Annotated in this window: 20 protein-coding genes; 5 read left to right on the forward strand and 15 right to left on the reverse strand. The window is 69.7% G+C overall.

Annotation, left to right across the window (positions count from 1 at the left end; genetic code table 11):
* Positions 1–52: 52 nt before the first annotated feature.
* From fxsT to AB0L71_RS03640, 4 genes are all read right to left on the reverse strand, one after another.
* Positions 53–3,985, reverse strand: a complete 3,933-nt coding sequence (gene fxsT, locus AB0L71_RS03625) for an FxSxx-COOH system tetratricopeptide repeat protein (protein ID WP_365237356.1) — start codon at positions 3,983–3,985, stop codon at positions 53–55.
* Positions 3,969–5,330, reverse strand: a complete 1,362-nt coding sequence (fsxC, locus tag AB0L71_RS03630) for an FxsC protein (protein ID WP_365237358.1) — start codon at positions 5,328–5,330, stop codon at positions 3,969–3,971. Before fsxC ends, fxsT begins: the two co-directional genes overlap by 17 nt.
* A 204-nt stretch (positions 5,331–5,534) precedes the next feature.
* On the reverse strand, positions 5,535–7,763 hold the full coding sequence (gene fxsB / locus AB0L71_RS03635; protein WP_365237360.1) for a radical SAM/SPASM protein FxsB, inactivated metallohydrolase extension form: 2,229 nt from the start codon (positions 7,761–7,763) through the stop codon (positions 5,535–5,537).
* A 436-nt stretch (positions 7,764–8,199) separates the two neighbouring features.
* On the reverse strand, positions 8,200–8,913 hold the full coding sequence (locus AB0L71_RS03640; RefSeq protein ID WP_365237362.1) for a hypothetical protein: 714 nt from the start codon (positions 8,911–8,913) through the stop codon (positions 8,200–8,202).
* Positions 8,914–9,146: 233 nt separating this feature from the next.
* Between AB0L71_RS03640 and AB0L71_RS03645 the strand changes: the two genes are divergently transcribed.
* The gene (locus AB0L71_RS03645; protein ID WP_365237364.1) at positions 9,147–10,073 is read left to right on the forward strand and encodes a DUF4231 domain-containing protein; all 927 of its coding nucleotides are present in this window, start codon (positions 9,147–9,149) and stop codon (positions 10,071–10,073) included.
* Between the two features lie 52 nt (positions 10,074–10,125).
* On the opposite strand, the gene AB0L71_RS03650 is transcribed toward AB0L71_RS03645, so the two are convergent.
* From AB0L71_RS03650 to AB0L71_RS03660, 3 genes are all read right to left on the reverse strand, one after another.
* A complete protein-coding gene (locus tag AB0L71_RS03650; RefSeq protein ID WP_365237366.1) occupies positions 10,126–10,605 on the reverse strand; it encodes a hypothetical protein in 480 nt (159 codons plus the stop codon).
* Between the two features lie 211 nt (positions 10,606–10,816).
* Complete coding sequence (locus AB0L71_RS03655; protein WP_365237368.1) at positions 10,817–11,716, reverse strand: S1 family peptidase; 900 nt, start codon at positions 11,714–11,716, stop codon at positions 10,817–10,819.
* A gap of 309 nt (positions 11,717–12,025) precedes the next feature.
* Positions 12,026–13,279, reverse strand: a complete 1,254-nt coding sequence (locus AB0L71_RS03660; protein ID WP_365237479.1) for a DUF5685 family protein — start codon at positions 13,277–13,279, stop codon at positions 12,026–12,028.
* Between the two features lie 309 nt (positions 13,280–13,588).
* Here AB0L71_RS03660 and sepF point away from each other — a divergent pair, with 309 nt between their 5' ends.
* The gene (gene sepF, locus AB0L71_RS03665; protein ID WP_365237370.1) at positions 13,589–14,029 is read left to right on the forward strand and encodes a cell division protein SepF; all 441 of its coding nucleotides are present in this window, start codon (positions 13,589–13,591) and stop codon (positions 14,027–14,029) included.
* A gap of 22 nt (positions 14,030–14,051) precedes the next feature.
* On the opposite strand, the gene AB0L71_RS03670 is transcribed toward sepF, so the two are convergent.
* Both AB0L71_RS03670 and AB0L71_RS03675 read right to left on the reverse strand, forming a co-directional pair.
* Complete coding sequence (locus AB0L71_RS03670; RefSeq protein ID WP_365237372.1) at positions 14,052–15,263, reverse strand: acyl-CoA dehydrogenase family protein; 1,212 nt, start codon at positions 15,261–15,263, stop codon at positions 14,052–14,054.
* 72 nt (positions 15,264–15,335) lie between these two features.
* The gene (locus AB0L71_RS03675; RefSeq protein ID WP_365237374.1) at positions 15,336–17,039 is read right to left on the reverse strand and encodes an MFS transporter; all 1,704 of its coding nucleotides are present in this window, start codon (positions 17,037–17,039) and stop codon (positions 15,336–15,338) included.
* A gap of 533 nt (positions 17,040–17,572) precedes the next feature.
* On the opposite strand from AB0L71_RS03675, the gene AB0L71_RS03680 reads away from it, so the two are divergent.
* Positions 17,573–18,616 (forward strand): phosphatase PAP2 family protein, encoded by a 1,044-nt coding sequence (locus AB0L71_RS03680; protein ID WP_365237376.1) that lies wholly within the window; start codon positions 17,573–17,575, stop codon positions 18,614–18,616.
* A gap of 102 nt (positions 18,617–18,718) precedes the next feature.
* On the opposite strand, the gene AB0L71_RS03685 is transcribed toward AB0L71_RS03680, so the two are convergent.
* The 3 genes from AB0L71_RS03685 to AB0L71_RS03695 form a co-directional block, all read right to left on the reverse strand.
* Positions 18,719–18,934 carry an I78 family peptidase inhibitor gene (locus AB0L71_RS03685; protein ID WP_365237378.1) on the reverse strand — a complete coding sequence of 72 codons (216 nt, stop codon included), beginning with the start codon at positions 18,932–18,934 and terminating at the stop codon, positions 18,719–18,721.
* 470 nt (positions 18,935–19,404) lie between these two features.
* Positions 19,405–20,253, reverse strand: coding sequence for a transferase (locus AB0L71_RS03690; RefSeq protein ID WP_365237380.1), 849 nt, complete (start codon positions 20,251–20,253; stop codon positions 19,405–19,407).
* Positions 20,250–21,533 (reverse strand): glycosyltransferase family 4 protein, encoded by a 1,284-nt coding sequence (locus tag AB0L71_RS03695; RefSeq protein ID WP_365237382.1) that lies wholly within the window; start codon positions 21,531–21,533, stop codon positions 20,250–20,252. The genes AB0L71_RS03690 and AB0L71_RS03695 overlap by 4 nt, the downstream gene beginning before the upstream one ends.
* Positions 21,534–21,888: 355 nt before the next feature.
* Here AB0L71_RS03695 and AB0L71_RS03700 point away from each other — a divergent pair, with 355 nt between their 5' ends.
* Together AB0L71_RS03700 and AB0L71_RS03705 are read left to right on the forward strand one after the other, a co-directional pair.
* Complete coding sequence (locus tag AB0L71_RS03700; protein WP_365237481.1) at positions 21,889–22,695, forward strand: hypothetical protein; 807 nt, start codon at positions 21,889–21,891, stop codon at positions 22,693–22,695.
* 137 nt (positions 22,696–22,832) lie between these two features.
* Positions 22,833–23,186: a hypothetical protein gene (locus AB0L71_RS03705; RefSeq protein WP_365237384.1), complete on the forward strand. Its 354-nt coding sequence runs from the start codon at positions 22,833–22,835 to the stop codon at positions 23,184–23,186.
* 57 nt (positions 23,187–23,243) lie between these two features.
* Here the strand turns inward: AB0L71_RS03705 and der are convergent, their stop codons facing one another.
* The 3 genes from der to cmk all read right to left on the reverse strand — a co-directional run bounded on the left by der (position 23,244) and on the right by cmk (position 26,150).
* The gene (der, locus tag AB0L71_RS03710; protein WP_365237386.1) at positions 23,244–24,713 is read right to left on the reverse strand and encodes a ribosome biogenesis GTPase Der; all 1,470 of its coding nucleotides are present in this window, start codon (positions 24,711–24,713) and stop codon (positions 23,244–23,246) included.
* Positions 24,714–24,780: 67 nt separating this feature from the next.
* Positions 24,781–25,437, reverse strand: a complete 657-nt coding sequence (locus AB0L71_RS03715) for a lysophospholipid acyltransferase family protein (protein ID WP_365237388.1) — start codon at positions 25,435–25,437, stop codon at positions 24,781–24,783.
* Positions 25,434–26,150, reverse strand: a complete 717-nt coding sequence (gene cmk / locus AB0L71_RS03720; RefSeq protein WP_365237390.1) for a (d)CMP kinase — start codon at positions 26,148–26,150, stop codon at positions 25,434–25,436. The genes AB0L71_RS03715 and cmk overlap by 4 nt, the downstream gene beginning before the upstream one ends.
* Positions 26,151–26,245 lie beyond the last annotated feature (95 nt).

Raw genomic sequence — 26,245 nt, forward strand, 5'->3', positions numbered from 1 at the left:
GGAAGCCGGGAGGGAAGGGGAGCGTCCGGTGTCGGCCGGACGCTCCCGCGCCTCACACCTGCATCGGTTCGAGTTCGCGTTCGAACCGGCGCTCGTCCCGGGCGATCCGGGTCATCGGGTGGTCGTCACCGAGCTGCCGCGCCAGCTCGTCGAACGTCTCCGACCTCAGCCGCATCGCCTCGTCCGTGCGCCCCATCGCATCGAGCGTGACCGCCATGTTCGACATCATGGCCAGGGTCTCCGGGTGGTGCGCCCCGAGCACCACCCTGAGTTGTCCCGCGACCTTCCGTTCGGTCTCCAGCACGAGTTCGAGGTCGCCCCGTTCGGCCGTGGCATTGGCCAGATTCATGACGCAGAACAGGGTGTTGGGGTGCTCGGGCCCGTACACCTCACGCATCGTCGCGACCACCCGGGTCAGCACCTGCTCCGACTCCTCCACCGCACCGGCCCCCAGCAGGTAGACGCCGAGGTTGTTCAGAGCGGCCAAGGTGTACGGGTGCTTCTCCCCCGGCACCTTCATGTACTGGTCGACGACCTCCTGCGCCGTCTCCCTGGCCTCGACCACCTCACCCGCCGCGAACAGGTCGGCCGCCAGATTGAGGTCACAGGCGAGTGATTCCGGGTTGGCGGAGGTGTACTTGGCCCGGTACCGGGAGCGGGTGGCCACCGTGAGCCTGCGCGCGTCCTCCAGCCTGCCCGCCCTGCGCAGCGACACGGCCAGGCTCTTCGCCGCACTGAGCGTGCCGGGGAAGGCCCGGCCGAGTGTGGCCTTGTAACTGTCGTACGTGCGGCTGAGGATGCCGACGGCGTCCTCGTACCGTCCGACGTCCCGCAGGTCACGGGCGAGGTTCATGGCCGAGGAGAGGCTGTACGGATGCTCGGCGCCGAGCACCTCGACCCGCCGGTCGAAGACGTCCTGGTCGATCTCCCTCGCCCTGGCGTACTGCCCGATGGACCGCAGGGTGAACGCCAGGTTGTTGGCGGCCGCCAGGGTCCTGGGATGCGAGTCGTGGAAGATCTGGTTGAACCCGTCGGTGGCCTCCGTCGCCAGTTCGATCGCCTTGGTGTACTCGCCGAGCGTGCCGAGGTCCGTCGCCAGGCTGCTGGTGCTCATGTACGTATGCGGATGCTCCGGCCCGAGGACCTCCCGCTGTGTCGCCAGGGTGGTCTCGTCGAGATCCCTCGCCTCCACGTAACGGCCACGCGAACGGTAGATGTTGGCGAGGTGGAAGCAGAGGTAGAGGTACTGGATGTCCCGCTCCCCCAGCGTCTCCTTCCAGAGGGTGCGCAGTTCCTCGCCCAGCGCACCCGCGGTCCTGAAGTCACCTCGTTTCCAGAGGTAGCGGACCCGGTCGATCAACAGCCTGCGGGCTTCGGGCTCCTTGCAGTTACGGGCGTCGGACGGGACGAGGTGCGGCCAGAGCGTGGCGAACTGCGGCCAGTTCGCGGGGTTGTCGATCGGCTCGTCCTCATCGGGCCGGGCGCCGGCCAGGATGCGGTGGACGGCGTGCCGGGCGTCCCGCTGCTCCTCCTCGCTGAGCTGTGCCCGGATGACGGCCTGGACGAGACGGTGCACCTGGATGGAGTTGGAGACCTGGTCGACCTTGGCGAGGGCGAACCGGCCGATCTCCCGGATGACCCGGCCCAGCACCAGCTTCTCCTGGAGCGAGGCGTCGTACGGCTTCAGTGCCTCGATCATCTCCTTGCTGTACAGGAGGTTCCCCGAGATCGGCTCGGGGGCGAAGAAGGCGCAGAGCTGAAGCAGCCGCACCGCGGCGGGCGAGCGCTCCTTGAGGCGTTCGATGGAGATGTTCCAGGTCGCGGCGACCGGTTGCGGATAGCCGGCCGGCTGGTTGAGCGCCAGGACCTCGGGGGCCTGCTGCGCCAGCTGTTCCAGATAGGTCTCGATCGGGGTGGCGGTCTCCGCGATCCAGGCCGCCGCCTGTTCGACGGCGAGCGGCAGGTCACCGACCGCGGTGGCCACCTGCGCGGCATCCTCGTCGCTCAACCCCGGGGCCCGGCGCTGGAGGTGCTCGATGGACTCCTCGCGCAGGAAAACGTCGACGGGCAGTGCGTCTCCGTGCTGGGACCATGCCTGGTTCCGGGAGGTGACCAGGATGTGTCCGGAGCCGCCCTGCGGGAAGTAACGCCTGAGCCGTTCGGGGTCGTCGGCGTTGTCGAAGACCAGCAGCCAGCGGTCCGAGGGCACACCGCGCCGCAGCAGGTCCACGGCCTCCTGGGAGGCGGCCGCCATGTCGTCGCCGCCCTGCGCACCGAGCCGGACGGCAAGCTCGGCGAGCGAGGCCACCACGTCGTCGGTCTGCTCGGAGGATATCCACCAGACCAGGTCGTAGTCGGCCATGAAGCGGTGCACGTACTCCAGGGCGACCTGGGTCTTGCCGACGCCGCCGAGACCGTACAAGGTCTGTGGCTGCGGCAGCACGACGGCCATCCCGCCACCGAGCTGGTCGCGCATCCGCTCCAGGACCATGGAACGGCCGGTGAAGCCGGGGTTGCGCGGTGGTGCGTTCCAGATCCGGGGAACGGTGCCGGGGAAGCGCGGTCCGGGCGACACACCGTCGGAGAGCTGTACGGGCCGGTCCAGGGCGCGCAGCAGGGCGGCGGTGGCATGCACCTCGTCGAGCCGGAAGAGGTCGACGGGGTTGCGGTCGATGTAGGGCGCGGACAGCCGTACGTCACCGACCCTCAGCGGCAGCAGCTGGCGCCGGCCACCGCCGGGGTCCTCGGCCACGGCCCGGTCCCAGAGGTTCACCGCGCGCTGCGACTTGAGGTAGGCGGTGGAGAGCAGCACCACGGTACGGGCCGCGTTCTCCGTACCGGTCGGCAGCTCCTGCGTCTCCGGCTCGGCGGACACGTCGCGCGCCACGACGCGGAACCCGGCCCGGGTGAGCACGGAATCGATCCAGTCGGCCCACATCCGGTTCTCCGCCACATAGCTGAGGAAGAGGTCGGCCGGCAGTGCGGGCCTGCGCCGGGTGAACGCGTCACGGATGCGCAGCCGTACCTCTTCGCCGACCGGCGGCATCGAGGTGATCTGCTGGTCGGTGATGACGGAGGTCAGTCGCTCGAAGGCGGAGAGCAACGAGTTCGTCAGGCCGGACTCGTCACCGAAGGTGGCCAGCGTCTCCTCGTAGGCGTAGTAGGGGCGGTACGGAATCTCCACCGCGCCCCAGTAGGCGGTGAGTTCGTCCCCGGAGAGGTCGCGCGGGAGCCGGTCGAACTTCAGCCGGGCCAGCGCCCGTCCGGCATCCGCCTTCTCCTTCTCGCCCTCGTCGATGCGCATCGGGACGGGGAAGATCGAGATGGGGCGGCCGGTGTAGCGCTCGGCGATCTGCCGGGCCACGGAGGCGGCACCGTCGATGGACTGGTCGCTGAGCGTGAAGCAGTCGACGAGGACGTCGGGCAGGTGGACGGTGCAGATGTCGGCGATGTCGCTGAGGCCGGTCCGACTGTCGATGAGGACGTAGTCGTAGTTGGCCTTCATGTCCTCGCGCAGGGCGTCGAAGAAGTGGCCGCCGCCGAGCCGGTCGTAGAAGTTGTCCCAGTCGAAGGTGGAGACGGTCGCGGAGTATTCGCGGTTCTGCCGCCCGGCGGAGACGAAGTCGAGCGTGCCGCCGTGCGGGAACTCCCAGCCGAGCGCCTCGGGTGTGAGGGACACGGCGTGCGGCTGGATCCGGGCGTAGGCGCGGTGCCAGTCGTCGGCGCGCTGGACGGGGCTGGTCGCGGCCCACGCGTACTCGGTGATCAGATCGATGACACCGGTGGTGGCGCCGAGCGTCGACGGGTCGAGGAACGGGTGGAAGAACCGGTGGAGCCCCGGTGCCTCCAGGTCCCAGTCGACGGCCAGTACCCGTTTTCCGTTGGCGGCGAGTATCCAGGCGGTGTTGGCCAGGGCCATGGTGCGCCCGGTGCCGCCCTTGTACGAGTAGAAAGTGACGATGCGCCCGTCACGACCGGCCGTCATCCGTGTCCTCCGCATCCGTCGCAGGGTCGTGTGTATCGGGGGTGTAGTACGTCTGCGCCATTGGCCCCATCAGCCGTGTCCGTTCGGTGTGTCCGCCGCCCGTGGCGGGTGGGTAGACCGCCGCGTGCCTCAGGTACTGCTGGGCCGCCGCCTCGACCACCTGCGGCAGGATCTGCCCGAAGGCCTCCATGCTGGGTACGCCCTTGGCGGCGGCGCGGCAGTAGGCCCGGCCCTGGCGCATCTTGGTCGGCATGGTCTGTTCGAGCTTCTCGGTCAGCTCGGCCTCGGCCGCCCTGCTCTCGTGGTCCTCGCGGTTCCACGGCACGACCATCGTCACCCAGGGGCGGTTCTCGGCGTCGAAGGCGGCAAGCCGCCGACGTCGGTCCTCGTCCTGGAGGGCCCACCGGTCGACGAGCAGGATCTCCGGTCGGCGGGGCTGCTGTTTGCCTTCCGGATGCCCGGACTCCTCGTCGAAGGAGGAGATGGTGGCCTGGTAGTTGAGGGAGCGCACCAGGTCCTCCGCGACATAGGCCAGGGGGCGGGCGGCGGTCGGGTGGTAGGGGTTCCAGTCCTGCGGGTTGTCCCCGTAGTAATCGGGGTTGCGTCCTTCGGGCAGGTCGTGCCGGGTGGGTGCGGCGATGGTCACCTGCATGGGACGGGGGCCCCCGACTCCGCTGTTGGGCGGGCCGAAGGCGCTGGGGGCCAGCCGGTAGTCGACGGGGCGGCCGGTGCCGATCCGTACGGTGTCCGCGACGTTGACGATGCGCTTGGCGAGTTCGTACACCGCACGTTCGTACTCTTCCGCGAAGAGCCTGAGTTTGATCAGCCCGTAGAGCCCGTCACTGACGTAACGGTCTCCGAAATCACGGTGGTTGAACTGTAATCGCTCTGCGGGTCCAGGGAGTTGACTCGGTGGTACCGGCACCCAGAGCGCCGGGACGATGGCCTCGGCCGGCTGGTTGGAGCGGGCCCGGTGGTGAATGGCGCGTTGCGCGAAGGCGTACCACTCCTTGCCGCACATCTCGCTGGCGAAGTAACGCGGCGAGAACAGCGGAACGAAGACCCGGCAGGTGGCGAGCACCTCACCGAGCCGTTCCGACCAGCCCTCGCCGGAGCGTATCTCGCGGTCGATGAACCCTGCGGGCGCACCCGCGGGCAGATCGGTCATGGCCATCACATGGCCGCAGAGATCCTGGAAGAGCCGCTCGACCCACATATCGGGGTCCGTTCCACCGCCGTAGCCCGGTGTATGTGCGTAGCTCAAGAAGAAGTACGGCCGATGGTCCGCCGCTCGCTGCTGCGTTGTTGCGTGCACACGACCCCCGTCCTGTGTGAGCACCCGCATCCGAGGGTTGAAGTGAATGCGAGCGAATTCATCATTCCGGAGCGGAGGTTGCTCCACCCCCACGGCGTTCGGTCATTCAACGCCACTTTTCAGTCATACGTTCCCCGGCACAGCCGATCATTCCTTGATCGAATTCGTTCTGTATCCGTTCCTCCTAGTTGTCCTGTGCGTACCGAAGCCCGCCGCTAAACCGGAACGAAGGCCTCAGATATCTTTTCGCATCCGGTCCACCAGTTGTTTCCCACTGATGGTCAGTTCGGCAGCGCCTTCCAGGGTATCGAGTGCCTGCGGTACGCCCTCCAGGAAGAGCGGATCGAATGCCCCCAACGCCATCCGTTCATAGGTGTCTGCCAGCAACCGGGAAAACGGAACTGGCTCTTCCTGCCAGGGCATCCGGTGTTTCCACGAGCCGTCCGCGGCGTAGAGGTCCGTGACATCGCGCAGTGCCCGCAGTTCGGCCCGCCGGAAGCCCCGCACCAGTGCGAACGCCAACTCGTCGGCGCTGCCGTCCGGGGAGATCCCCAGCGCACCGTATCCGTGCCGTCCGACGGCGGGCTCCGTCGGAACCAGCCCGGTCAGCGGAGTGAGCGTGGTGAGGCAGCCGTTCATCTCCGCGGTACGTCCGGGCGCCTTTGCCTCGATCAGCCTCCACGCCTCGCCGACCCTGGCCTCCAGGTCGGCGAAGGCCCCCTCGTCGAGGGCGTCCGCGGCGGGTGCGGGGAAACAGTCCCGGTACGGGTCGAGGTCGTCGAGCACCGGGCCGGACGTCGAGCCGGATGTCACCAGCCGACGCAGGGGCCGCCAGCCGGGGGCGGCCGCCTCCGGCCGTGCGACGCACAGCTCGGCCCGGTCGCCCTCGTCCGCCCGGACCAGGAACCCGTCCTCGACGACCCGTAGCAGTGCCGTCCCGTGCGCGTCCGCGATCCGCAGCTCACCGAGGCCGGGCAGAAAGAGACTGCCGTCCGAGAACGTCACCCGGACGGACAGATCGAGGCCGGCCCGCACGACGGCGGCGGCGAGATACGCCGACATCCCACGCGCCACCCGCGCGGCCCCGGGCTGCTCCTGGGCCAGCTCCAGCGCACGCAGCAGCCAGCTACGGGTGTAGGGCTGGGCCAGCACCTCGCCCAGACCACGGGCACCCTCTTCGGACGCGTCGATGGCGGTGGCCAGCTCCCAGGCGGCCTCCCACCGCTCGCCGCCACGCCGTCCGATGTCGGCGTTCAGCCGGGCGAGCAGGGTGCGGGTGAGGTCCTGCTGGGCGGCGAGCAGCTCGACGGGCTCGGCCACCGCGGGCGCGACGAGGGCCGCTGCCGTGCGTGCCTCGATGCCGCGCACCAGGGCTTCGAGATCGGCGCAGTACACGGACGGGTTGTCGAACGCGCCGGACGGCCCCGCGGACCGGTATCGGTGCGTGTAGAGACCGCCTCCGCACGAACGTACGACAGGGCATCGGCGGCAGGTCTCGCTGACGCCGGCCAAGCCGAGCTGGCGAGCCTGCACGCCGGGGTGGGCCGCGACTTCGTCGAAGGCGTGGGTGAAGACGTCGAATCCGGTGGCCGCCGCGCCTTCGTAGGCGCTCTTGAGCGAGTCGACCTGCTCCAGCTGGCCGTCCGTCTCGACGACGACGAGATCGGTGGGGGCGAGCCCCAGGGACTCGGTGAGGCTGGGACCGCCGCTCAGCGTGGACAGCACCGAGGAGAAGAGCCGGACCGGCACCGGGCCGCCCCGCTCCCGCCAGTGGTCGAAGACCGCGAGCAGCCAGTCGGCGTAGGCCGTGGGCGAACCGTCCGGGCGGGACGGGGGATCGTCCCACGTGGCGTGCGGGAGAAGGAAGTCGATGAGCGGGGGTTCGAGCTCGCAGAGTGCGTCGAGGACCGCGCGCGGGTCGTTCTCGACGTCGACGGTGCACAGAAGCCCGAGATAGAGGTGACGGTAGCGCTCCTGCCGGAGCAGTTCGACGGCCTTGAGAACCAGAGGGTGGCTGCTGCGTCCGTCGGCGAAGCGGCGGTGCCGGTCGTTGGCGGCCCGGTCACCGTCCAGGGAGATGCCGACCCTGACGCCGAACTCGTCGAAGAGGTCGAGATAGCGCGGGCTGAGCTGGAGCCCGTTGGTGTGGATACGGAGGTCGAGCTCCGCAAGGCCTTCGAAGGCGGAGGTCAGCTCCTCGCAGACGCGCCGCAATCGGGCGGGACCCGCCAGCAGAGGCTCCCCTCCGTGCAGGATCACTGACACGGAGGGCAACGCATGCGTTGCGGCATGCTCGGCCAGGCGCTGAGCTGTCCGGAAGATGACGTCGTCAGAGATCGTTTTCGGGCGGGTACGCCAACTCTGATCTGCATGTTCGTAGACGTAGCAATGATCGCAGGCAAGATCGCACCTGCTGTGCACTTTGAGCACGATTTCGCGGAATGGGACCAGGGGTCCTGTCATTCCCTCAGTCTAGCCAGCATGGAACGCAATCAGAGTGCAGAACTGAAGGTGGACGCCTGGATGTGGCGATCCGCCGCGGCCGAAAACACCCGGCCGACCTTCCTGGTGGCTTCCGCACCGCGAGTGTCGATCTTGGAGAGCGGTACAGGCTCCTTCTTCGCAACTGCGAAGGCGCGAGGGGATTCAGAGATCTTCACGGCCGTCCTTGAGGGAGAGTGTTCCGGATCATGAGAAAAGCAGCCAGTTTCTGCATAACCACAGTGCCCGGCGGCACGACTTTACTCCCCTCAACGGGCTTGGCAACTGCGGTGATCCGCTCGTCACACGAGTGGCACAAAGCTGTGTTCCCTCCACCTGAAAACACGGGCGGAGCAGGGGATCGAGGACCTGCCCTCCGCACGGCCCGCGACAGCACGGGCGGCACACTCGGAAGACGTCAGGCCACCGGGGCGGCACGGTCGTTCCATGCGCCCTTCAGGCAGTCCATGACCCGCTCGTGGGTGTCGCCCACGACATCCGTGACCCTGACCCGGACATAGAGCGACTGAACCCGTTGGACGAAGAGCTCGGAGAACGCCCCCACCAACACGGTGCCGTGATCACCCCCGGCCCCCACCAGGGGGAATCCTGCGCCGAACCCGATGAGCCGGAAGTCCCGTCCCACGGTGAATCCCGCCTCGGTCAGTTCGGCCACCGTGCGGGAAACACTCTTCCACGGCGCATCGTCGGAGCCTTCCACGCCCTTCATGACCAGCTTGGTCTCCCACGACTCGATCACGGCCATGTGCTGGCCGCCATTGAGTATTCCGACTCGCCACGCGGCCGCTCGCTCCGCCAGCAGCCCCTCCGTCCAGGCGGCACGCCAGCCCAGGTAAGGCCTGACCGTACGGGCATACTGCGCCCGGGCCAGGACCGCCCCGGCAGAGACCGCCAGCAGGCTCCCCAGCACCTGCGCATCGATCAACTGCAGGCGCCAGGGCCACTCGGTACGCGCCCCGGCTGTCACGTTGCCCCGGATGGTTTCCCAGGCGAGCAGGGCGATCAGCAGCCCGAGGAGCACAAGCGGCGCGGTGAACAGCAACGGGCTTCGGCGGACCCGTCGTTGAGCCTCGGACAGCGGATCCACGTTCTCACCGTATGCGTCGCTCATCCATGCCCCCACTCAGTCGGTCGCGGGAAGAGAGGTGACCCCAACATGCCTCGCCACTCCCCGAGTTGGACCACATTGCCACAGTGTCCCGGATCGCACGAGGGGGCCTTCCCGGGACCGAAAAGCGCCGCTGACACCCCAGGTCCATTGCCGTGCACAACAGCACACCTCTACGCTCATCCCTCCTCGACGCACGGTACGACCGTGCCCATGCCCGAAGAGAGGGAGTGAACATGACGGCGATTCCCGGACCGCTGCAGAGCATGGTGTTCAGGAACGCCGACCTGCCGGCGCTCTTCCACCACACGGACGCGATCGCCATCGCACGGCAGCGGGAGGCCGTGAACACCACCCGCTGCCAGCTGGTCCTCCTGGTCGTGGGCGCGATACCGGCCGCGCTGCCATGGCACCCCAAGGCGGGTGACACGTTACAACTCCTCGACATCATGGGGGTGTTGGCATTCTCCGGCGTACTGATCACGACCTACCTCACCGCCCGCCGCAAAGCAAAGTCACAATGGCAACTCAACCGCTCGGCCGCGGAGTTCATCAAGTCGATCTGCTGGCGCTACGCGGTGCACGGATCACCCTTCGACACCACCACCCAGCACCCTGAGGCACTGTTCGCGAATCGCCTCGAAGAGGGCCTCCAGGAACTCCGGAAGGTGGGGTGGACCGATCCGCGCGACCTGACGGCGGACTCGGGCGGCCTGATCACGGACTCCATGCGCGAGCTGCGGAACAAGGCGTTCACCGTGCGCAAGGAGACGTACGTGCGCGATCGGCTGATCGAGCAGCGCAGTTGGTACCGCAGGCGCCAGGAGGTGTCCCGGCGGGCCACGCTCGTCTGGTCGACCACCATGGCCGTACTGACCGCACTCGCCCTGGTGCTCGCGCTGCTGCGAACGTTCTCCGTCGCCCAGTCCTTCGCCCTGACCGGCGTACTGTCGGCCTCCGCCGCGGCCTGCCTGGCCTGGAGCGAGCTGCGCCGCCACCACCCGCTGATCTCCGCACACTCCCTGGTGGAGCAGGACCTGGAGTCGATGCAGGTCGCGATGGAGACCACGCTGACCGAGCGCCAGTGGCCGCGGGCGGTCTTCGAGACCGAGCGCATCGTATCGCCGCAGCACACCGACTGGCTTGCCAAGCACCAGATGTGACGGCGCGACAGCTCTTGTCGGCCACCTGCGACGAGGGACGTCGGGCAACGAGTCAGGTGCGCTCCACACCGTCGCGCCAGATCACCGTCACCGGACGCCCCAGGCTGCGGGCGTACGTGACGATGTCACCCGTCCCGCCGAGACCACGGGCCGGCCTTCCGTCCCACACGGCGAGCAGACGGTCGCAGTGGTCGGCGATGTACGCGCCCGCCGCGTAGTACGCCTCGTCCGTGGAGTGCGGGTAGCCGAGCCGGACCTCCCGGACCGCCCGGTTCTTGAGGGCCCGGTAGCGGGCGAGTTCGGCCGCGGAGGTGAAGCAGGATTCGTAGTCGCCGCTCGGGATGACCACGGTCAGATCCGCACCGCGGGCCAGGGCGAGGTCGGCGAAGAGCTGGTCCGCCCCCACCGCCAGACTCGAGAGGGCCTCCAGGGACCCTTCCACGCCGCAGAGCGCCGCCTGCAGTCCGGCCAGTACGGAGGCATGGGCCTCCTGAGGAATACTGCGATGGCCGGTCACTCCGATGCGATTCACGGACCCTCAACCCCCTGTGGTGTCTTCCGGGGGCACCCGGAGGACACCCCTCCGGAAGGCGCAGCATCCACCCCCGTTTGCTCCTGCATGACCGGCCTGCCCCACATCTTCTCAAAAGTCGGGGCGAACGGGAGCCCCCGCCCGGGATCCGGGCAGGGGCTCCGTCATGACCGGCCGCTCGTCCCAGGGGCCGGGTCCGGGTGCCGGAACGTCAGTAGACGCTGACCCCGTACGCGCTGAGCGCCTCGGTGACCGGCTGGAAGTACGTCGTGCCACCCGAGGTGCAGTCGCCGCTGCCGCCCGAGGTGAGACCGATCGCCTTGGAGCCCGAGTAGAGCGGGCCGCCGGAGTCGCCGGGCTCCGCACATACATTCGTCTTGATCATGCCGTAGACGATGTCCCCGCTGCCGTAGTTGACCGTGGCGTTGAGACCGGTCACCGTGCCACTGTGGGTTCCCGTGGTGGATCCGCGGCGGGTCACCGACATGCCGACCGTGGCATCGGCCGCGCTGGTGATGTCGACGCTGCCGACGGTGCCCGCGTGGTCGAGCGAGGTGTTGTCGTAACGCACCAGTCCGTAGTCGTTGGTCGGGAAGCTGGATCCGACCGTCGCGCCGATACTGACCGACCTGGCGGAGTTCGTGTACCAGGGCGGTTTGCCGTCGGTGCAGTGACCGGCGGTCAGGAAGTAGTACGTGCTGCCGCTGCGGACATTGAAGCCGAGGGAGCAGCGCCAGCTGGTCGCATAGATCGCGTCACCTCCGGAGAGCAGCTTGCTGAACGTCCCGGAGGTGCGCTCGATCCGCAGTGCGCCCGCGTTGGCGCCCACGGACTTCTTGATCCGGTTGATCTCGGCCCGAGAGACCGTGCTGTCCGCGGTGACCACGAGGGTGTTGGTCTCCGGGTCGATGTTCCAGGCCGTGCCCGCCACATCCGCACCGAGCACCGCGTCACTCGCCGCGGAGAGCTGGTTGGCGCTGAAGGTGGCGGTGGTCTGGGCCTGTGCGGCGGGGACGGCGAGTGCGGCGACGGCGACAAGGCCCGCGGCGATGGCGACAGCCCTGGTGCGTCTGGCGGTGCCGTTGAGGGGGGTGGTGCGCTTGATCCTCACTTTTCGTTCCTCCCGAGGGAAGTCGGGGGTCCGTCTGTGGGGTGACCGGACCCGTGAGGCGCAGTCGTTCGCACGGCGCACCGGCAGCGCCGACATGCCGTGTTCCTGACAAGCGCTGCTCGGGAGTATTCAAGGGGTCCACTTCCGGCGCAAGAGGGCGTTCCGGCCCGAATGTCTCGCGACGCACGGCCGGATCCGGCCGCACAGAGGGGGCGCAGGATCTCTTGACGCAGGGTGTGGTGGCGGTGCGTCAGCCCGGCGGGGCGACGACGCGCCCCGTCCTCGGACGGGGCCGTGCGGAACTCCTCCTCAGCAGCTGCAGTCACACCCGCAGTCGCAGCAGTCACACGAATCGCAGCAGTCCCCGCAGTTGCTGCAGCAGTCACACACCTCGCAGCAGTCGCCGCAGTCGCACTGGTGACACAGCCCCTCGCGAGGCTGATGAGTCCACGGATCATTGAAGGTGCCGCAACACATCTGGCAGGTGCAGGCCAGCCCCGCCCACACCAGGCAGCCGGCGATCAGCCCGCGTCGGTCGCGCGGGGGCTCGGGCGGGGGCTCGGGCGGGGGCTGCGGCGGTCCCGCGGGACCGCCGGGACTCGGGGCGTAGGGATTGCCGGGCGGTGGCCCGAAGGCCCCGGTGTGGCCCACACCTGACGACCGGACAGCCGCGTCCGGGGCTGCTCCACCCGCCCGGTGCGAGCAGGCCGTCGTGCCGAACGCCCGATCCACCGACTGTCGCAGCTCGTGCACCAGCAGCACATGGGCCAGCGCGTCGTCGGTGAATTCCGCGTCACGCAGCGCCAGCCGCACACCGCGCAACGCGTCGTCGCAGAGCCGCCGGGCCTCGGCCCGGGAGGTGCCGGTCGCGGTGAGCGGGTTCCAGGATCCCGACGCGGCATCGGCCTCCTGGTCCTCCACGGCATCCAGCAGATGCGCCAGGCGTCCGAAGAGGCGGCCCGCCTCGGCCAGCGGCCCCGCGTTCTGCGGCCTGCCCGCGAGTATCGCGGTGTGCGCGAAGGCGGCCGCGGTGGCGGTCTCGGTCGGTTCGGTGACGGCGAGCAGCGGAGTACCGGGCCCGGCGAGCAGCTCGATTCCGGTCTGCCGGTCGACGGCGTCGACGAGCAGCGCGGTGTCGAAGCCGAGCTGGGCGCCGGTGCGCGCGCCGGCCCGGTCCCAGCCGGCGGCGACCCGCCGCGCGGCGGCGGCCACCGGGCGGCGCTTCAACAGGCCGTCCCCGTCGGCGACGTGGTCGCGCACCTTCGCCGATGCGAGTACCAGCGAGACCGCGGCGGCCAGTCTGGCTCCCTCGCCGCGGGCGACCGGGGCGGTGCGCATGGCCCGCAGCGGGCAGGGGCCCGCGGTGCGCCGCCACCCGGTGGTGCGTTCCGACTGAGCCTCCGTCAGGACGGAGACGATCAGTCCGTCATAGTTCGTCACGACCCGGGCGAGCTGCCCGTGATCGGAGCGGAGCGCGAGACAGAGCCCGCAGAGATGGGCCATCCACTCGGTCCTGAGCCCCTCCGACAACCGATGGGCACAGGGTCTGACGATTCCGAACACGACGATCCCCCGAGAGTCGTTGACCTGTGCGATGCGCTCGCACGCATGCTCGACGCGCATCGTATCGAGTGCCCTCGTTCACCCGTACGCCACATGCACCACCCATACGGACTGGAGCTTCATATTTTCTTTCTTTCAGGCCTCCCACATAGGAAGAACCCTGACGAATCGCCATATTTTCTGTGCCAGTACCGTCACGAATCCCCTTCGCAACGACTATCCACTTGGCGCACGATCCGCATCATGGACGACCATAGGGATACGACAGAGATTCGGAACATCACGGAACCGCGGTGAGAGGAGGCATCCATGGGATCGGTGCGCAAGGCGAGTGCCTGGCTGGGCCTCGTGGAGGACAACGACGAGCGGTACTACGACGACGAGTACGCCGACGGTGCGCAGACCGGGACCGGTCCGGCCTGGGTGACCGACCCCCGGGTGCAGGTGGCCTCCGAGGCGGCCGAGGAGACGGGCCGCCGGATCGCGACCGTCACCCCCGACAGCTTCCGGGACGCGCGGGGCATCGGGGAGCTCTTCCGGGACGGCGTCCCGGTGATCGTCAACCTCACGACCATGGACCCGGCCGACGCCAAGCGGGTCGTGGACTTCGCGGCGGGGCTGACCTTCGGACTGCGCGGCTCGATCGAGCGCGTGGCCACCCGGGTCTTCCTGCTGACCCCGGCCGACACGCAGGTGGTCTGCGGTGAAGCCGTCGGCCGGCCGACCGACGGCTTCTTCAACCAGAGCTGAGCAGGGTGCTCGCCGAGCCGGTCTACCGGAACGCGTCGAGGCCGGTGAGCGCCTTGCCCAGCACCAGCTGGTGCATCTCCACGGTTCCTTCGTAGGTGAGCACCGACTCCAGATTCGTCGCATGGCGCATCACCGGGTACTCCAACGAGATCCCGTTGGCGCCGAGGATCGTGCGCGAGGTACGGCAGATCTCGATCGCCTCCCGCACGTTGTTGAGCTTTCCGAAGCTGACCTGTTCCGGACGGAGCGTGCCCGCGTCCATCCGCCGGCCCAGATGGTGGGCGAGCAGGATGCCCTTGTGCAGTTCCACGGCCATGTCCGCGAGCTTGGCCTGGGTGAGCTGGAAACCACCGATCGGCCTGCCGAACTGCTCCCGGCTCCTCGCGTAGTCGAGGGCCGACCCGAAGGCGGCGCGCGCCGCCCCCATGGCCCCCCAGACGATGCCGTAGCGGGCGTGACCGAGACAGCTGAGCGGACCGCGCAGACCGGTGACGCCCGGAAGCACGGCGTCGGCCGGAAGCCGTACGCGGTCGAGGACCAGCTCACTGGTGACCGAGGCGCGCAGGGACCACTTGTGCTTGATCTCGGGTGCCGAGAAGCCGGGAGTGTCCGTCGGCACGACGAATCCGCGGATCCCGCCGCCCTCGCCGCCCTCGCCGGTCTGCGCCCAGACGACGGCGACCCCGGCGACCGAGCCGTTGGTGATCCACATCTTCCGGCCGGTGAGCACCCAGTCGTCGCCGTCCCGCTCGGCGTACGTCCGCATTCCGGCCGGGTCGGATCCGTGGTCCGGCTCGGTGAGGCCGAAACAGCCGATGATCTCGCCGGCCGCCATGGCGGGCAGCCACTGCCGGCGCTGCTCCTCGGAACCGAAGCGGTGGATGGCGTACATGGCGAGCGAGCCCTGCACGGAGACCAGGGAACGGATGCCCGAATCGGCCGCCTCCAGTTCCAGGCAGGCCAGTCCGTACTGGACGGCGGTGGCGCCCGCGCAGCCGTATCCCTGGAGGGACATCCCGAGAGCACCGATCGAACCGAGTTCGCGGGCCAGCTCCCGGATGCCGGGCAGCTCACCGTTCTCGTACCACTCGGCGATGTGCGGCAGGACGCGGTCGGCGGCCCAGTCCCGGACGGTGGCACGGATGGCGAGGTCCTCGGCGTCGAGCAGGTCGTCGACGCCGATCGGGTCGGCGGGGTCGAAGGGCGGGAGCTTCGAGGGCTCGGTGGTGGACATGAGGGTGCCTCCGGCGGCTCGCACAGCACTAAAACTAGCGGTGGTAGTTACGGCTCGCGCCGACGTTACGGCTCAGTGTGCCGCCCGTCCAGAGCCGGTCGCCCCAGCGGGTCGGCGCCCGGCGGGTGCCGGAAGCGGTCGCTGGACACGCTCGGCGACGGGGGCAGCGAGCGGACCCTGCACGTCCCGCGCCTCGGCCGTCCCGTCCTGTCCGGACTCGCGGACATCCGTTGCCGGGTACTCCATCAGCCGCGGCAGCCGCAGCGCGGCGAGCGCTCCGAGCAGCAGCAGCGCCACGCTGACGAGCAGTGTGACATGCAGTCCGGTGACGAAGGAGTGACGGGCCGTGGAACGCAGCACCTCGCCCAGCGATCCGCCCAGCCGGTCCGCCACCTGGTAGGCCTCGCCCAGCGAGTGCGCGGCGGCCGCACCGTCCCCGGCGGGGACCCCCTCCTGGGACAGTCCGGCGAGTCCGGGGGCGTAGGCGGCGTTCATCACGCTGCCGAGCAGCGCGATCCCCATGCCCGCGCCGAGTTGGTAGGAGGTCTCGCCGATCGCCGCAGCGCCGCCGGCCCGGTCGGCGGGAGCCTCGCTGAGCATGGACTCGTACGCCCCGAAGAGTGTGGTCTGCAGACCGAAGCCGAGGGCGACGAAGGCCACGGTCAGCAGTCCGGGCCGGTCGTGCTGCCCCATCGCGGTCAGGACCAGCACGGAGGCCGCCGTGAGCACGAAGCCCCAGCCGACCATCCGGCGCGGTCCGACACGGCGCAGCGTGTACGAACCGGTGGCTCCTGCGGCCATGGCCGCGAAGGTGAGCGGCAGCAGCCGCAGACCGGTCTGCAGCGGGCTCAGGCCGAGGACGAGCTGAAGGTACTGGACGGCTATCAGTTCCAGCCCGACCAGGGCGAGCATGGCGAGGACGATGCAGCCCACCGCGGTGGAGAAGGCAGGCCTGGCGAACATCCCGATGTCGATCAGCGGATGCGGCCGGCGCCTCTGACGGCGTACGAAGAACACGAGCAGTACGGCCCCGATCAGCAGCGGAACCGCCGTGGCCGGGCTCAGCAGCCCTTCGCCGGTACCCGCCCGCTTCACTCCGAGGACCACGCCGAGCACTCCGGCCGCCGCCATCAGCGCACCCAGCACATCCCACGGCCCGTCGTCGCTGCCCCGCGACTCGGGGAGCAACAGGCGCCCGACCGGCAGGACCAGAGCCATCAACGGGATGTTGATCAGAAAGACCGAGCCCCACCAGAAGTGCTCGACGAGGAAGCCGCCCACGACAGGCCCGGTGGCGGCACCGACAGCGGCGACCGCGGACCAGACGCCGATCGCGACGGCCCGTTCACGACGGTCGGGAAAGACCTGCCGGAGGATCGACAGCGTCGCCGGCATGATCATCGCCCCACCGACACCGAGCAGGGCACGGGCCGCTATGAGTACGCCGGGGCTGTCCGCCATCGCGGCGACGGCGGAGGCCACACCGAAGAGGCCGTAGCCCAGCAGCAGTATCCGGCGCCGGCCGACCCGGTCGCCGAGGGTGCCGAAGAGGATCAGCAGCGAGGCACAGACGAGCGGGTAGGCGTCCACGATCCAGAGCAGACCGGCGGCGCTGGGACGCAGATCCTCGGTGACGGCGGGGACCGCCACATGGAGCACCGTCGCGTCGAGGGCGACGAGCAGCAGGCTGAGGCAGAGGACGACCAGGACGACCCATCGATGGGCACCGTCGGCTGCCGGGCGCAGCCGGAATCGGGCTGCGGTCGTCCTGGACATGCAAGTACCTCCCCAAAAGGTCCCTCGCGCTCGGCGGGCCAGCCGGGGACACAACGATTCGCCGTCCCACGGCGCCCGGCATCGACGGGCAAGTGATCCGTCAGCGTACGCGAGTTCAGGGCGCGCACAGTGGCCCACCTCACACCTCGGTGGGCCGTGCGGCGTGGTGTACGCCACGCCGAGTCCCCGCTCGGACCTGCACGGACGCCCTCCGCGCCCGGCACAGAAGGTACTCCTCGCGACCCGCGAGACCCGCGCCGGGCCCACGCCGGGAGCTTGCGGTGACAGGTCGGACACCGTCCGTTCCGTCTCCCAGCGGGCCGGATAAATTCATACGGGCACCTCCTGCGCTTTTCCGTTCGCACCCAAACACCCTTCCGAAATAAGTGCGAAATCGGTGGCGCAAAAACCTGGCCATATGCTTCTACGGGTGCAAAATCAAAGCCCGACTGAGACATACTCCACATCACATCGTCATCACAAAGAGACCGGATCGGCCTGTTCTCGCACTCACTCGCTGTAACGTCCATTGGGTGCGTACCGACATCTTCGCCCGGCTGGACCGGGAACCGGAGCCGCCGAAGATAGAGCCGCCGCGGATGAGCCCTCACCGCATCGCTCTCTTCTGCGGGACGCTGGCGTTCTATCTCGCCATCGTCGTTGCCGTGCTGGTCTCTTCCTGGCTGGTGACGCTGGACTGGAAGGTCATGCTCTTCCGGCCGTATCAGCAGTGGCCGGAAATCCACGAGTTCCTCGACTACTACGTCGTGCTGGGCCAGCGCGGCCCCACCGCCACCATGGTCGCCTGCTGGCTCGGCTGGCGCTCCTGGCGGCAGCACACCCTGCGGCCCCTGCTGACGTTGGGCGCCTCCCTGCTGCTGCTCAATGTGACGGTCGGCGCGGTCAAGATCGGCCTGGGGCGGCTCGGCCCGCACTACGCGACCCGGATCGGCTCCGCGGAGCTCTTCGCCGGCGGCGATATATTTCCGTCGGGTCACACGGCCAACGCCGTCGTGACCTGGGGGATCCTCGCCTATCTGGCCACCACCCCGCGGGCCAGGCGCTATCTGTCGGCCACCTCGGCGATCGTCTCGCTCGGTGTCGGCCTCACCACCGTCTACCTCGGCACGCACTGGCTCAGCGACGTACTGCTGGGCTGGGCCGCGGGACTGCTGATCCTGCTGGCCCTGCCCTGGGTCGAGCCGCTGATCACCCGGGCCGAGGCCTGGATCTTCGACCAGCGCGAGAGCTTCCGCCGGCGCGCCCGTCCTGTTCCTTCCGTGCCCGTCGTGGCCGGAGGCCCCCGGGCCACGACGGTCCCGCAGCCGGACGGGGACGGCGCGGTGGCACCCGACCCCGCACTGGAGCCGGTCGCCGCGGGAGGGCACACGGCGACCACGACGGGCACGGTCACCGGCGGCCGCTCACGTGCACACCCGGTCGCCCCGCCGCATCCCACGCATCTGGTGCGCTCGGACCGGGCCCCGGCGGCAGCGAACGGCAGCCGCCGACCGCCCCACGCGGACCGCGTGCCACGCGGCGGCACCGCCCCGGCCCGCCCGATGTCCGGCGGCTGAAAGGTCCAGGAACGGCGGGCCGGCACGCACAGCAGCACCCCGCACCATGAAGGCCCCGACTCCAGTCGGGGCCTTCACGCACATCCCGGGGTACGAGAGCCCTCAGCCGACCCAGCAGCGGGTGACCACGGCGTCGACGACCTCGAAGTTGATCCGTCCACTCCGGAACTCCATGGTGATGATCGCACCGGGCGGCAAGGATCTGACCGTGGTCCAGCCCCGCATGCGTGCCCGCTGTTCAGCCACGTCGGCAGCGAGTCCCACATACACACCAGGGGTGTCGGCGGGCTGGGCCGAGGAAGTCGGTATGGGTGCCATGCCTCTCACCGTAGGCGGCCTCGAACCGGGACGGAAGCCGGGACAGCGGCCGTCGCACGGCGCGCCCGCGTCCCCCGACGGTCACGCTTGCGTCACAGGATCACGACACGCCCGTCGCGTGATTCACCCCACCCGACCATGCCGGTCCGCGACCGGACACACAGTAATCACACATATCGAGAAACGATCTTGCGGGAGTCCTGGAACAAAGGGAAATACCCCCTACCGGACAGACAGAATTCCCTCACTGGAAAGTATCCACAAACGAACGTTCCACCGATCATTCATGCCTACTTATGGCGCCCTTATTCTCTGGTCAAAAATCCGTGCCCGGAGCCGGATCCGCCCGGGACCGCCCGTATAGCGCACCACCCGATCCGGACGTATGGGGCGTCGCCCGCTCCAGGACATGGGTCCGGGCGCGGTTCGATACGGAGGCACGGTGTCCCCGGTAGCGTCGTCCACGCGCGCTACCCGGCCGGTGCCGGATCGGGTACGAGCCGCACGCAGAGGTCGTTGTCCGACGAGTAGCAGGGAATGGCCCGGCCCCCTGCCCCAGCGCTGCGTCCCGGGTAGACGAAGCTGTTCCTGCGGTCCCAGACGTCGTCGAGGAGGCGTGAGACGCGGACCCCTTCGGCCGGATCCCCGGCGCCCGTCGCGGGGACCAGCCAGAGCGTCCACAGCTGCTGTTCGGTGACCGGTCCGGAGCGCAGGCGGTCGAACGGGAGCGTGAAGGAGAAGGTGCTTCCCTCTCCGGCAACCGGCACCCGGCAGACCCGGTCGGGAGCGCCGGCCAGGCGCGCCTCGACGCAGGCGCCGTCGCCGAGGCGGGTCCCGTACAACGTGCCTTCGACGGTCATCCGGTCCCCGTCGAAGGTGAGCGGACCGGCCTCGGCGTGCGGTGAGCGGACCCAGCAACGCACGGCGAGCCGGCCGTCGGCGGTCGGGTACGGGATCCTGACGGTGATCCGTCCGGTCCGCGGTGAGCGGTCCATCAGGAGCCGCACGTCCCTGATGCCCGGCTCGACGGCCGTCCTCGCTCCGTCGTCTGCACCCGGCCCGCACACATAGACGTCCCAGCGGCCTTCGGCGAGCACCTCGCTGCCCGGGAGCACCGCTCGCAGCCGGCCACCGCCGAGCGGGCTCAGGGGCAGCCGCAGGGTGTTGCCGCCCGAACCGTTGCGCCCGCGCAGCCGGAGCAGCAGTTCGGGCGCCGGCCCGGCCTCGTGGCCGCCGTGGTCGAGGTCGAAGCCGATACCGCCGTCGTCGCCTGCGGTGCAGTCGGCTCGTGGTCCCGGTCGCTCCGCGGGGACGGTCATGCGGGCCTCCCCTTGCGGATGACGTCGGCGGCCTTGTACCGCAGGGCGTATGCCGCGTCCAGCGTGGCGCCTCGGGTGAGGTGCAGCGCGCTGCGCAGAGCGCTGCCCGAACGTGCACCCGGGGCCCGGGAGGCGAGTTCGGTGAAGAGCCGCTCATGGCGTTCGGCGATCAGTGACGGGTCGAACCGCCGTGACGCGACGAGCGCGGCGCGGCCCGCCCGGTGGCGCGCCTCGTCGTCGTCGATCAGACCGAGCAGGGCGTCCGCCACCGCCGCCGGGTCACCGACCGGGACCAGCCGCCCGTCGGTGCCGTCCTCGATGATCTCGCGGGGGCCGTGCGGGCAGTCGGTGGCCACGACCGGCAGCCCGCAGCGCATCGCCTCGACGATGGTCATGCCGAAGGACTCGCGGTCCGAAGTGACCGCGGCGATGGCACCCTTGGGCCACTCGGCCTCCAGCGGGTCGACGGCACCCATCAGGAACACATGGTTGTGCAGGCCGAGTTCGCCGATGAGCGCGTGCAGCGCCTGGCGTTCGTTCCCGGTGGCGTCGCCGCCGCCGTAGATGCGCAGCCGCCAGTCGGGGCGGAGGGCGACCACGTCTGCGAACGCCCGGACGAGCAGGTCGTACCGCTTGACCTTGTGCAGGCGGCCTGCGGCGATCACCCACTTGCCGTCTCCGTCGGCGGGGGCGATCCGCGGCTCGGGCACGCTGTTGGGAATCGCCTCGATCCGTACCCCGGGCAGCTTGAGGCCGGTCCGGTAGGCGCGGGCGTCGGCCTCGGTGACGGTGGTGATCGCGTCGAGCAGCGCGTAGCGGTGCCCGATCTCGCGGCGCAGCCGGTAGCTGTGGCTGTCGAGGGTGAGGTGTTCCTGCCCGATCCGGACCGGGCCGCGCCGGGCCTGCCGGCTGATCTGCACATTGAGCCCGGGGCGGGTTCCGACCACGACGTCCGCGTCCAGGGAACGCAGATGTCCGGCCACCCGCGCATCGGTCAGCCTGCTGTACTGGCGGTATCTGCTGTCCCCGCGGGGGAACACCCTTGCGGGACGGGCGTGTTCGTCCGCGTCGCCGTCGTAGCCCGGGCTCTTCTTCCGCAGGTCGACGAGGTGGCTCAGACGCACACCCTGCGGGCTGCCCAGTGCGGGGACGTCCCGGTGCCGGAAGACCGAGACGATCTCGATGTCATGGTGTCCGGCCAGCGCCCCGGCGAGATTGAACGTCGTACGGATCGTGCCCCCGACTCCGTAGGCGTTGTGGAGCAGGAAAGAAATATGCATGAGAACGCCGTATCCCCGGTTCAACTGTTCATCGGCAAAGACCACTTGACATGACGACACGTACCGGAACGGGGTTCACTCCGAGTATCGGCTGGTTTCAGCCATCCTCACGTTCACCCGCTTTCCTGACTTGTCGAGACAACAGCGAACCGGTCCATGACCGAGTCGACCACATCGCGGCACGGCCGACCTGGCGAAAAGGTCGCAACCAGCCGCTCACCTCCTGAGGTTCACCCTCTGCGCCGGATGGTTCGATTACGTTCCCCTTCCCGCGTGACCCCGGCCGCGGATCGCCCGTTGTCTCTGCATGAGCCGGGAACGGCCCGGCGCACGCACCGAGTTCGAGGAGCCACCCGTGCCGCGCATGCTCGACGTCAGCGAGGACGTACGCGCCGAGATCGGCGACGCCGAAGCCGACCGGCTGCTCGTCGGCGACAACACCCCAGGCAGCTACGACTGCACCTCCTGTCGCACCCCCGGCGACTCGGAGCAGGAACGCACCAGCACGGTCCTCTTCGTCGGTGACGAAACCGCGGTACTCGCCTTCGCCCACGCGAGCTGCATCCCCTCCCAGGTCGTCCGGGTGGCCGAGGAGCAGCTGCAGGGCGCGGTACGCAGCATCACCGGCAGCAGCGAGGCGGAGCACCACCAGGAGCATGCCGACCGTCCGGAGGCGCTCGGCCCCGAGCAGGCCGTTCTCGGGGTCACCAGCGGACTCGTCCTGATCGACGACGAACTGCACCCGGCCCTCGTCGTGGAACCGACCGGCGCGATCGCCCGGCCGGGCACGGACGGCAGCCGGGGCGACGAATTCCTCCCGTTGCTGCTGGAGCAGGGCTTCCATCCCGTTCACCGGATGGACCAGATGCCTTCGGTGCTGCACGGCTGGTCGATCCTGCTCGCCGTGGGCCAGCTGCATGCCGTGCTCCAGCCGGGCGTCGACGGCGGCGCCCCGATCGCCTGGTGGCAGGCACACGCGCCGCTCCAGGTCACGGAGGGCTGGCGGACCGCCGCCAACAAGTCGCAGACCGTGCTCCTGTACGCCGCCCCGGCGGGGGCGATCGGTCAGCAGCCCCGCGAGGACCTGTTGCGCGACGCGCTGGACAGGGCCGCCGCCGCCGGACTCCTGGTTGCCGCGGCGATGCCGCTGGCCGGAACCTGATCATGGCCGCCGGTTGCTCGCGTCCGCGGCGAACAGCAATTTCTCCAACGGGCCCGCATCCCACGGAGAGTGGGGTCGTTGGCACATACGTGCACGCATACGACTCCTCCCGCCAGCGCCCGAGCCCGATTCCCGCCATGCGGCCCTCGCATGAGCCCTCGGGCGGCCACTCCCCCACCCCGATCTACGACGCGCTGTACTCCGAGTACCGACGGTCGTTCCGGGCGCTGCCGGGTGATCGGAGCGGCGAGGAGAATCTCGGATTCGTCGCCTTCGGCAGCGGGTCCTTCACCGGCCGAGTTCCGTTCAGCGGCCACTCCGGTCACTCCGGCCCGTCCACGGGGCTGGTTGTGACCAGCGGGGCCGCCGGACACGGCGCCGGCCCGAGCAGCCATGCCGGCGGTCTCGGCTCCTGGCAGCGCGTGGGGCGGCACTCCGGACGGGCCCAGCCCGCGGCGCTGCCCCCGGGATCGGGATCACGCGGGGCCTGACCCATGACGGAGCCCCGGTCCGTACGCGGACCGGGGCTCTGTCATGGGATCTCCGTGCTACTTCTTGCGGCCGCGCTTCTCACGGACCCGCACCGAGATGTGGATCGGGGTGCCCTCGAAGCCGAACTCCTCGCGCAGTCGGCGCTCGACGAAGCGCCGGTAGCCGTGCTCCAGGAAGCCCGAGGCGAACAGCACGAAGCGCGGCGGCTTGGTGCCCGCCTGGGTGCCGAAGAGGATGCGGGGCTGCTTGCCTCCGCGCACGGGGTGCGGGTGCGAGGCGACGATCTCGCCGAGGAAGGCGTTCAGCCGACCGGTGGGAACACGGGTCTCCCAGCCGTCGAGCGCGGTCTCGATCGCCGGGACCAGCTTCTCCATGTGCCTGCCGGTGACGGCGGAGATGTTGACCCGCGGGGCCCACGCGATCTGCGCAAGCTCCGTCTCGATCTCGCGCTCCAGGTAGTAGCGGCGCTCCTCGTCGAGGGTGTCCCACTTGTTGAACGCGATCACCAGGGCGCGCCCGGCTTCCACGGCCATGGTGATGATGCGCTGGTCCTGGACGCTGATGGACTCGCCGGCGTCGATCAGGACGACGGCGACCTCGGCCTTCTCCACCGCCGCGGCGGTACGCAGCGAGGCGTAGTAGTCCGCGCCCTCCTGGAGGTGGACGCGGCGGCGGATACCGGCCGTGTCGATGAACTTCCAGGTGATGCCGCCCAGCTCGATCAGCTCGTCGACCGGGTCGCGGGTGGTGCCCGCGAGCTCGTTGACGACGACGCGGTCCTCGTTCGCCACCTTGTTCAGCAGTGAGGACTTGCCGACGTTCGGACGGCCGATGAGCGCGATCCGGCGGGGCCCGCCGACCGCGGTGCCGAAGCGCTGCGCCGGCGCCTCGGGAAGTGCTTCGAGCACGGCGTCGAGCAGGTCTCCGGTGCCGCGACCGTGCAGCGAGGAGACGGGGTGCGGCTCGCCGAGGCCCAGCGACCAGAGCGTGGCGGCGTCAGCCTCGCCGCTCTGTCCGTCGACCTTGTTGGCGCAGAGCACGACGGGCTTGCCGGCCCGGCGCAGCAGCTTGACGACGGCCTCGTCGGTGTCGGTCGCGCCGACCGTGGAGTCGACCACGAAGACCACCGCGTCGGCGGCCTCGATCGCGTACTCGGCCTGGGCGGCGACGGAGGCGTCGATGCCCAGGACGTCCTGCTCCCAGCCACCGGTGTCGACGACCTTGAAGCGGCGGCCCGCCCACTCGGCCTCGTAGGTGACGCGGTCACGGGTGACGCCGGGCCTGTCCTCGACGACCGCCTCGCGGCGGCCGATGATCCTGTTCACCAGCGTCGACTTGCCGACGTTGGGGCGGCCGACGACGGCGAGCACGGGAAGCGGGCCGTGACCGGCCTCGTCGATGGCACCCTCGACCTCCTCGGCGTCGAAGCCCTCCTCCGCGGCGAGCTCCATGAACTCCGCGTACTCGGCGTCGCCAAGCGCTCCGTGCTCGTGGTCCGAGCCCTCGGAGTGAATCTGGTCGTTCATGAAGTCCGTTCCTCTTTGCATCATCATCGATGGGCCGCGACCACGCGGCCCACTACTCAAGTCTTACCTAGCGCCCGGTGAAACGTCTGGCCTCGTCCAGATGGGCGGTCAGTCGCCGCTGGATCCGTACCGTCGCCTCGTCCAGCGCCTTGCGCGTGCGCCGCCCGCTGCCGTCGCCCGCGTCGAACGCGTCACCGAACACGACATCGACACGGCTGCGCAGCGGCGGCAGTACCGATATCAACCGTCCACGGCGCTCGGTGCTTCCCAGCACGGCCACGGGCACGATCGGCGCCCCGCTGCGCACCGCGAAGTAGGCGAGCCCGGCGCGCAGCGCGGCGAAGTCGCCCGCGCCCCTGGTGCCCTCGGGGAAGATCCCGAGCACCCCGCCGTCCTCCAGCACGCCGAGGGCCTGGGTGATGGCGGTGCGGTCGGCGCTCGCGCGGTCCACCTTCAGTTGACCGATTCCGCGCAGGAACGGGTCGAGGGGGCCGACGAACGCCTCCTTCTTGATCAGAAAGTGAACGGGTCGGGGCGCGGTGCCCATCAGCATCGGACCGTCGATGTTGTGGGAGTGGTTCACCGCGAGTATGACGGGTCCGGAGGCGGGCACCCGCCATGCGCCGAGGACGCGGGGCTTCCACAGCCCGTACATCAGCCCGACACCGATCCCGCGCCCGATCGCCGCGCCGCGCGGCGTGGGCGAGCCCGTGGCACGGGTCACTTCGTGGCCCGCTTCTCCTCGACGAGGGTGACGACGCACTCGATGACCTGCAGGAGGGTCAGCTCGGTGGTGTCCACCTCGACGGCATCGTCCGCCTTGGCCAGCGGGGAGGTCTTGCGTCCGGAGTCGGCCGCGTCCCGTTTGATCAGCGCCTCCTTGGTGGTGGCGAGATCGGCGCCCTTGAGCTCTCCGCTGCGGCGGGCGGCCCGCGCCTCCGGCGATGCGGTGAGGAAGATCTTCAGGTCGGCGTCGGGCAGCACCGTGGTGCCGATGTCGCGACCCTCGACGACTATGCCCCGCTCGGCCGCGGCGGCGATGGTGCGCTGCAGCTCGGTGATCCGAGCGCGCACCTCGGGGACCGCGCTGACCGCGCTGACCTTGGAGGTGACCTCCTGGGTACGGATCGGACCCGAGGCGTCCTCCCCGTCGACGGTGATCGTCGGGGCGGCCGGGTCCGTGCCCGAGACGATCACCGGCTTGGTGGCGGCGGTCGCCACCTCCGTCGCGTCCTGGACGTCGATGCCGTTGTTCAGCATCCACCAGGTGATCGCCCGGTACTGCGCGCCGGTGTCCAGGTAGCTCAGACCGAGCTGGGCGGCGACGGCCCTCGACGTGCTCGACTTGCCGGTGCCGGAGGGCCCGTCGATGGCGACGATCACTGCGGCCGGGGCCGTCCGGGCGGCGGCACTTGCGGTTTCCACGGTGGTGGACACCTTCCTGGTACACGGGGTGGGCGGGACAAGGGCGCGCGAACCCGCCCCGGACAAGGTTACCGAGTGTCGGAACGGACCTCTGCACCCCTGTGGAC

It is taken from the genome of Streptomyces sp. NPDC052052 (assembly GCF_040680455.1).
In the GTDB taxonomy this organism is placed as follows: Bacteria; Actinomycetota; Actinomycetes; order Streptomycetales; family Streptomycetaceae; genus Streptomyces.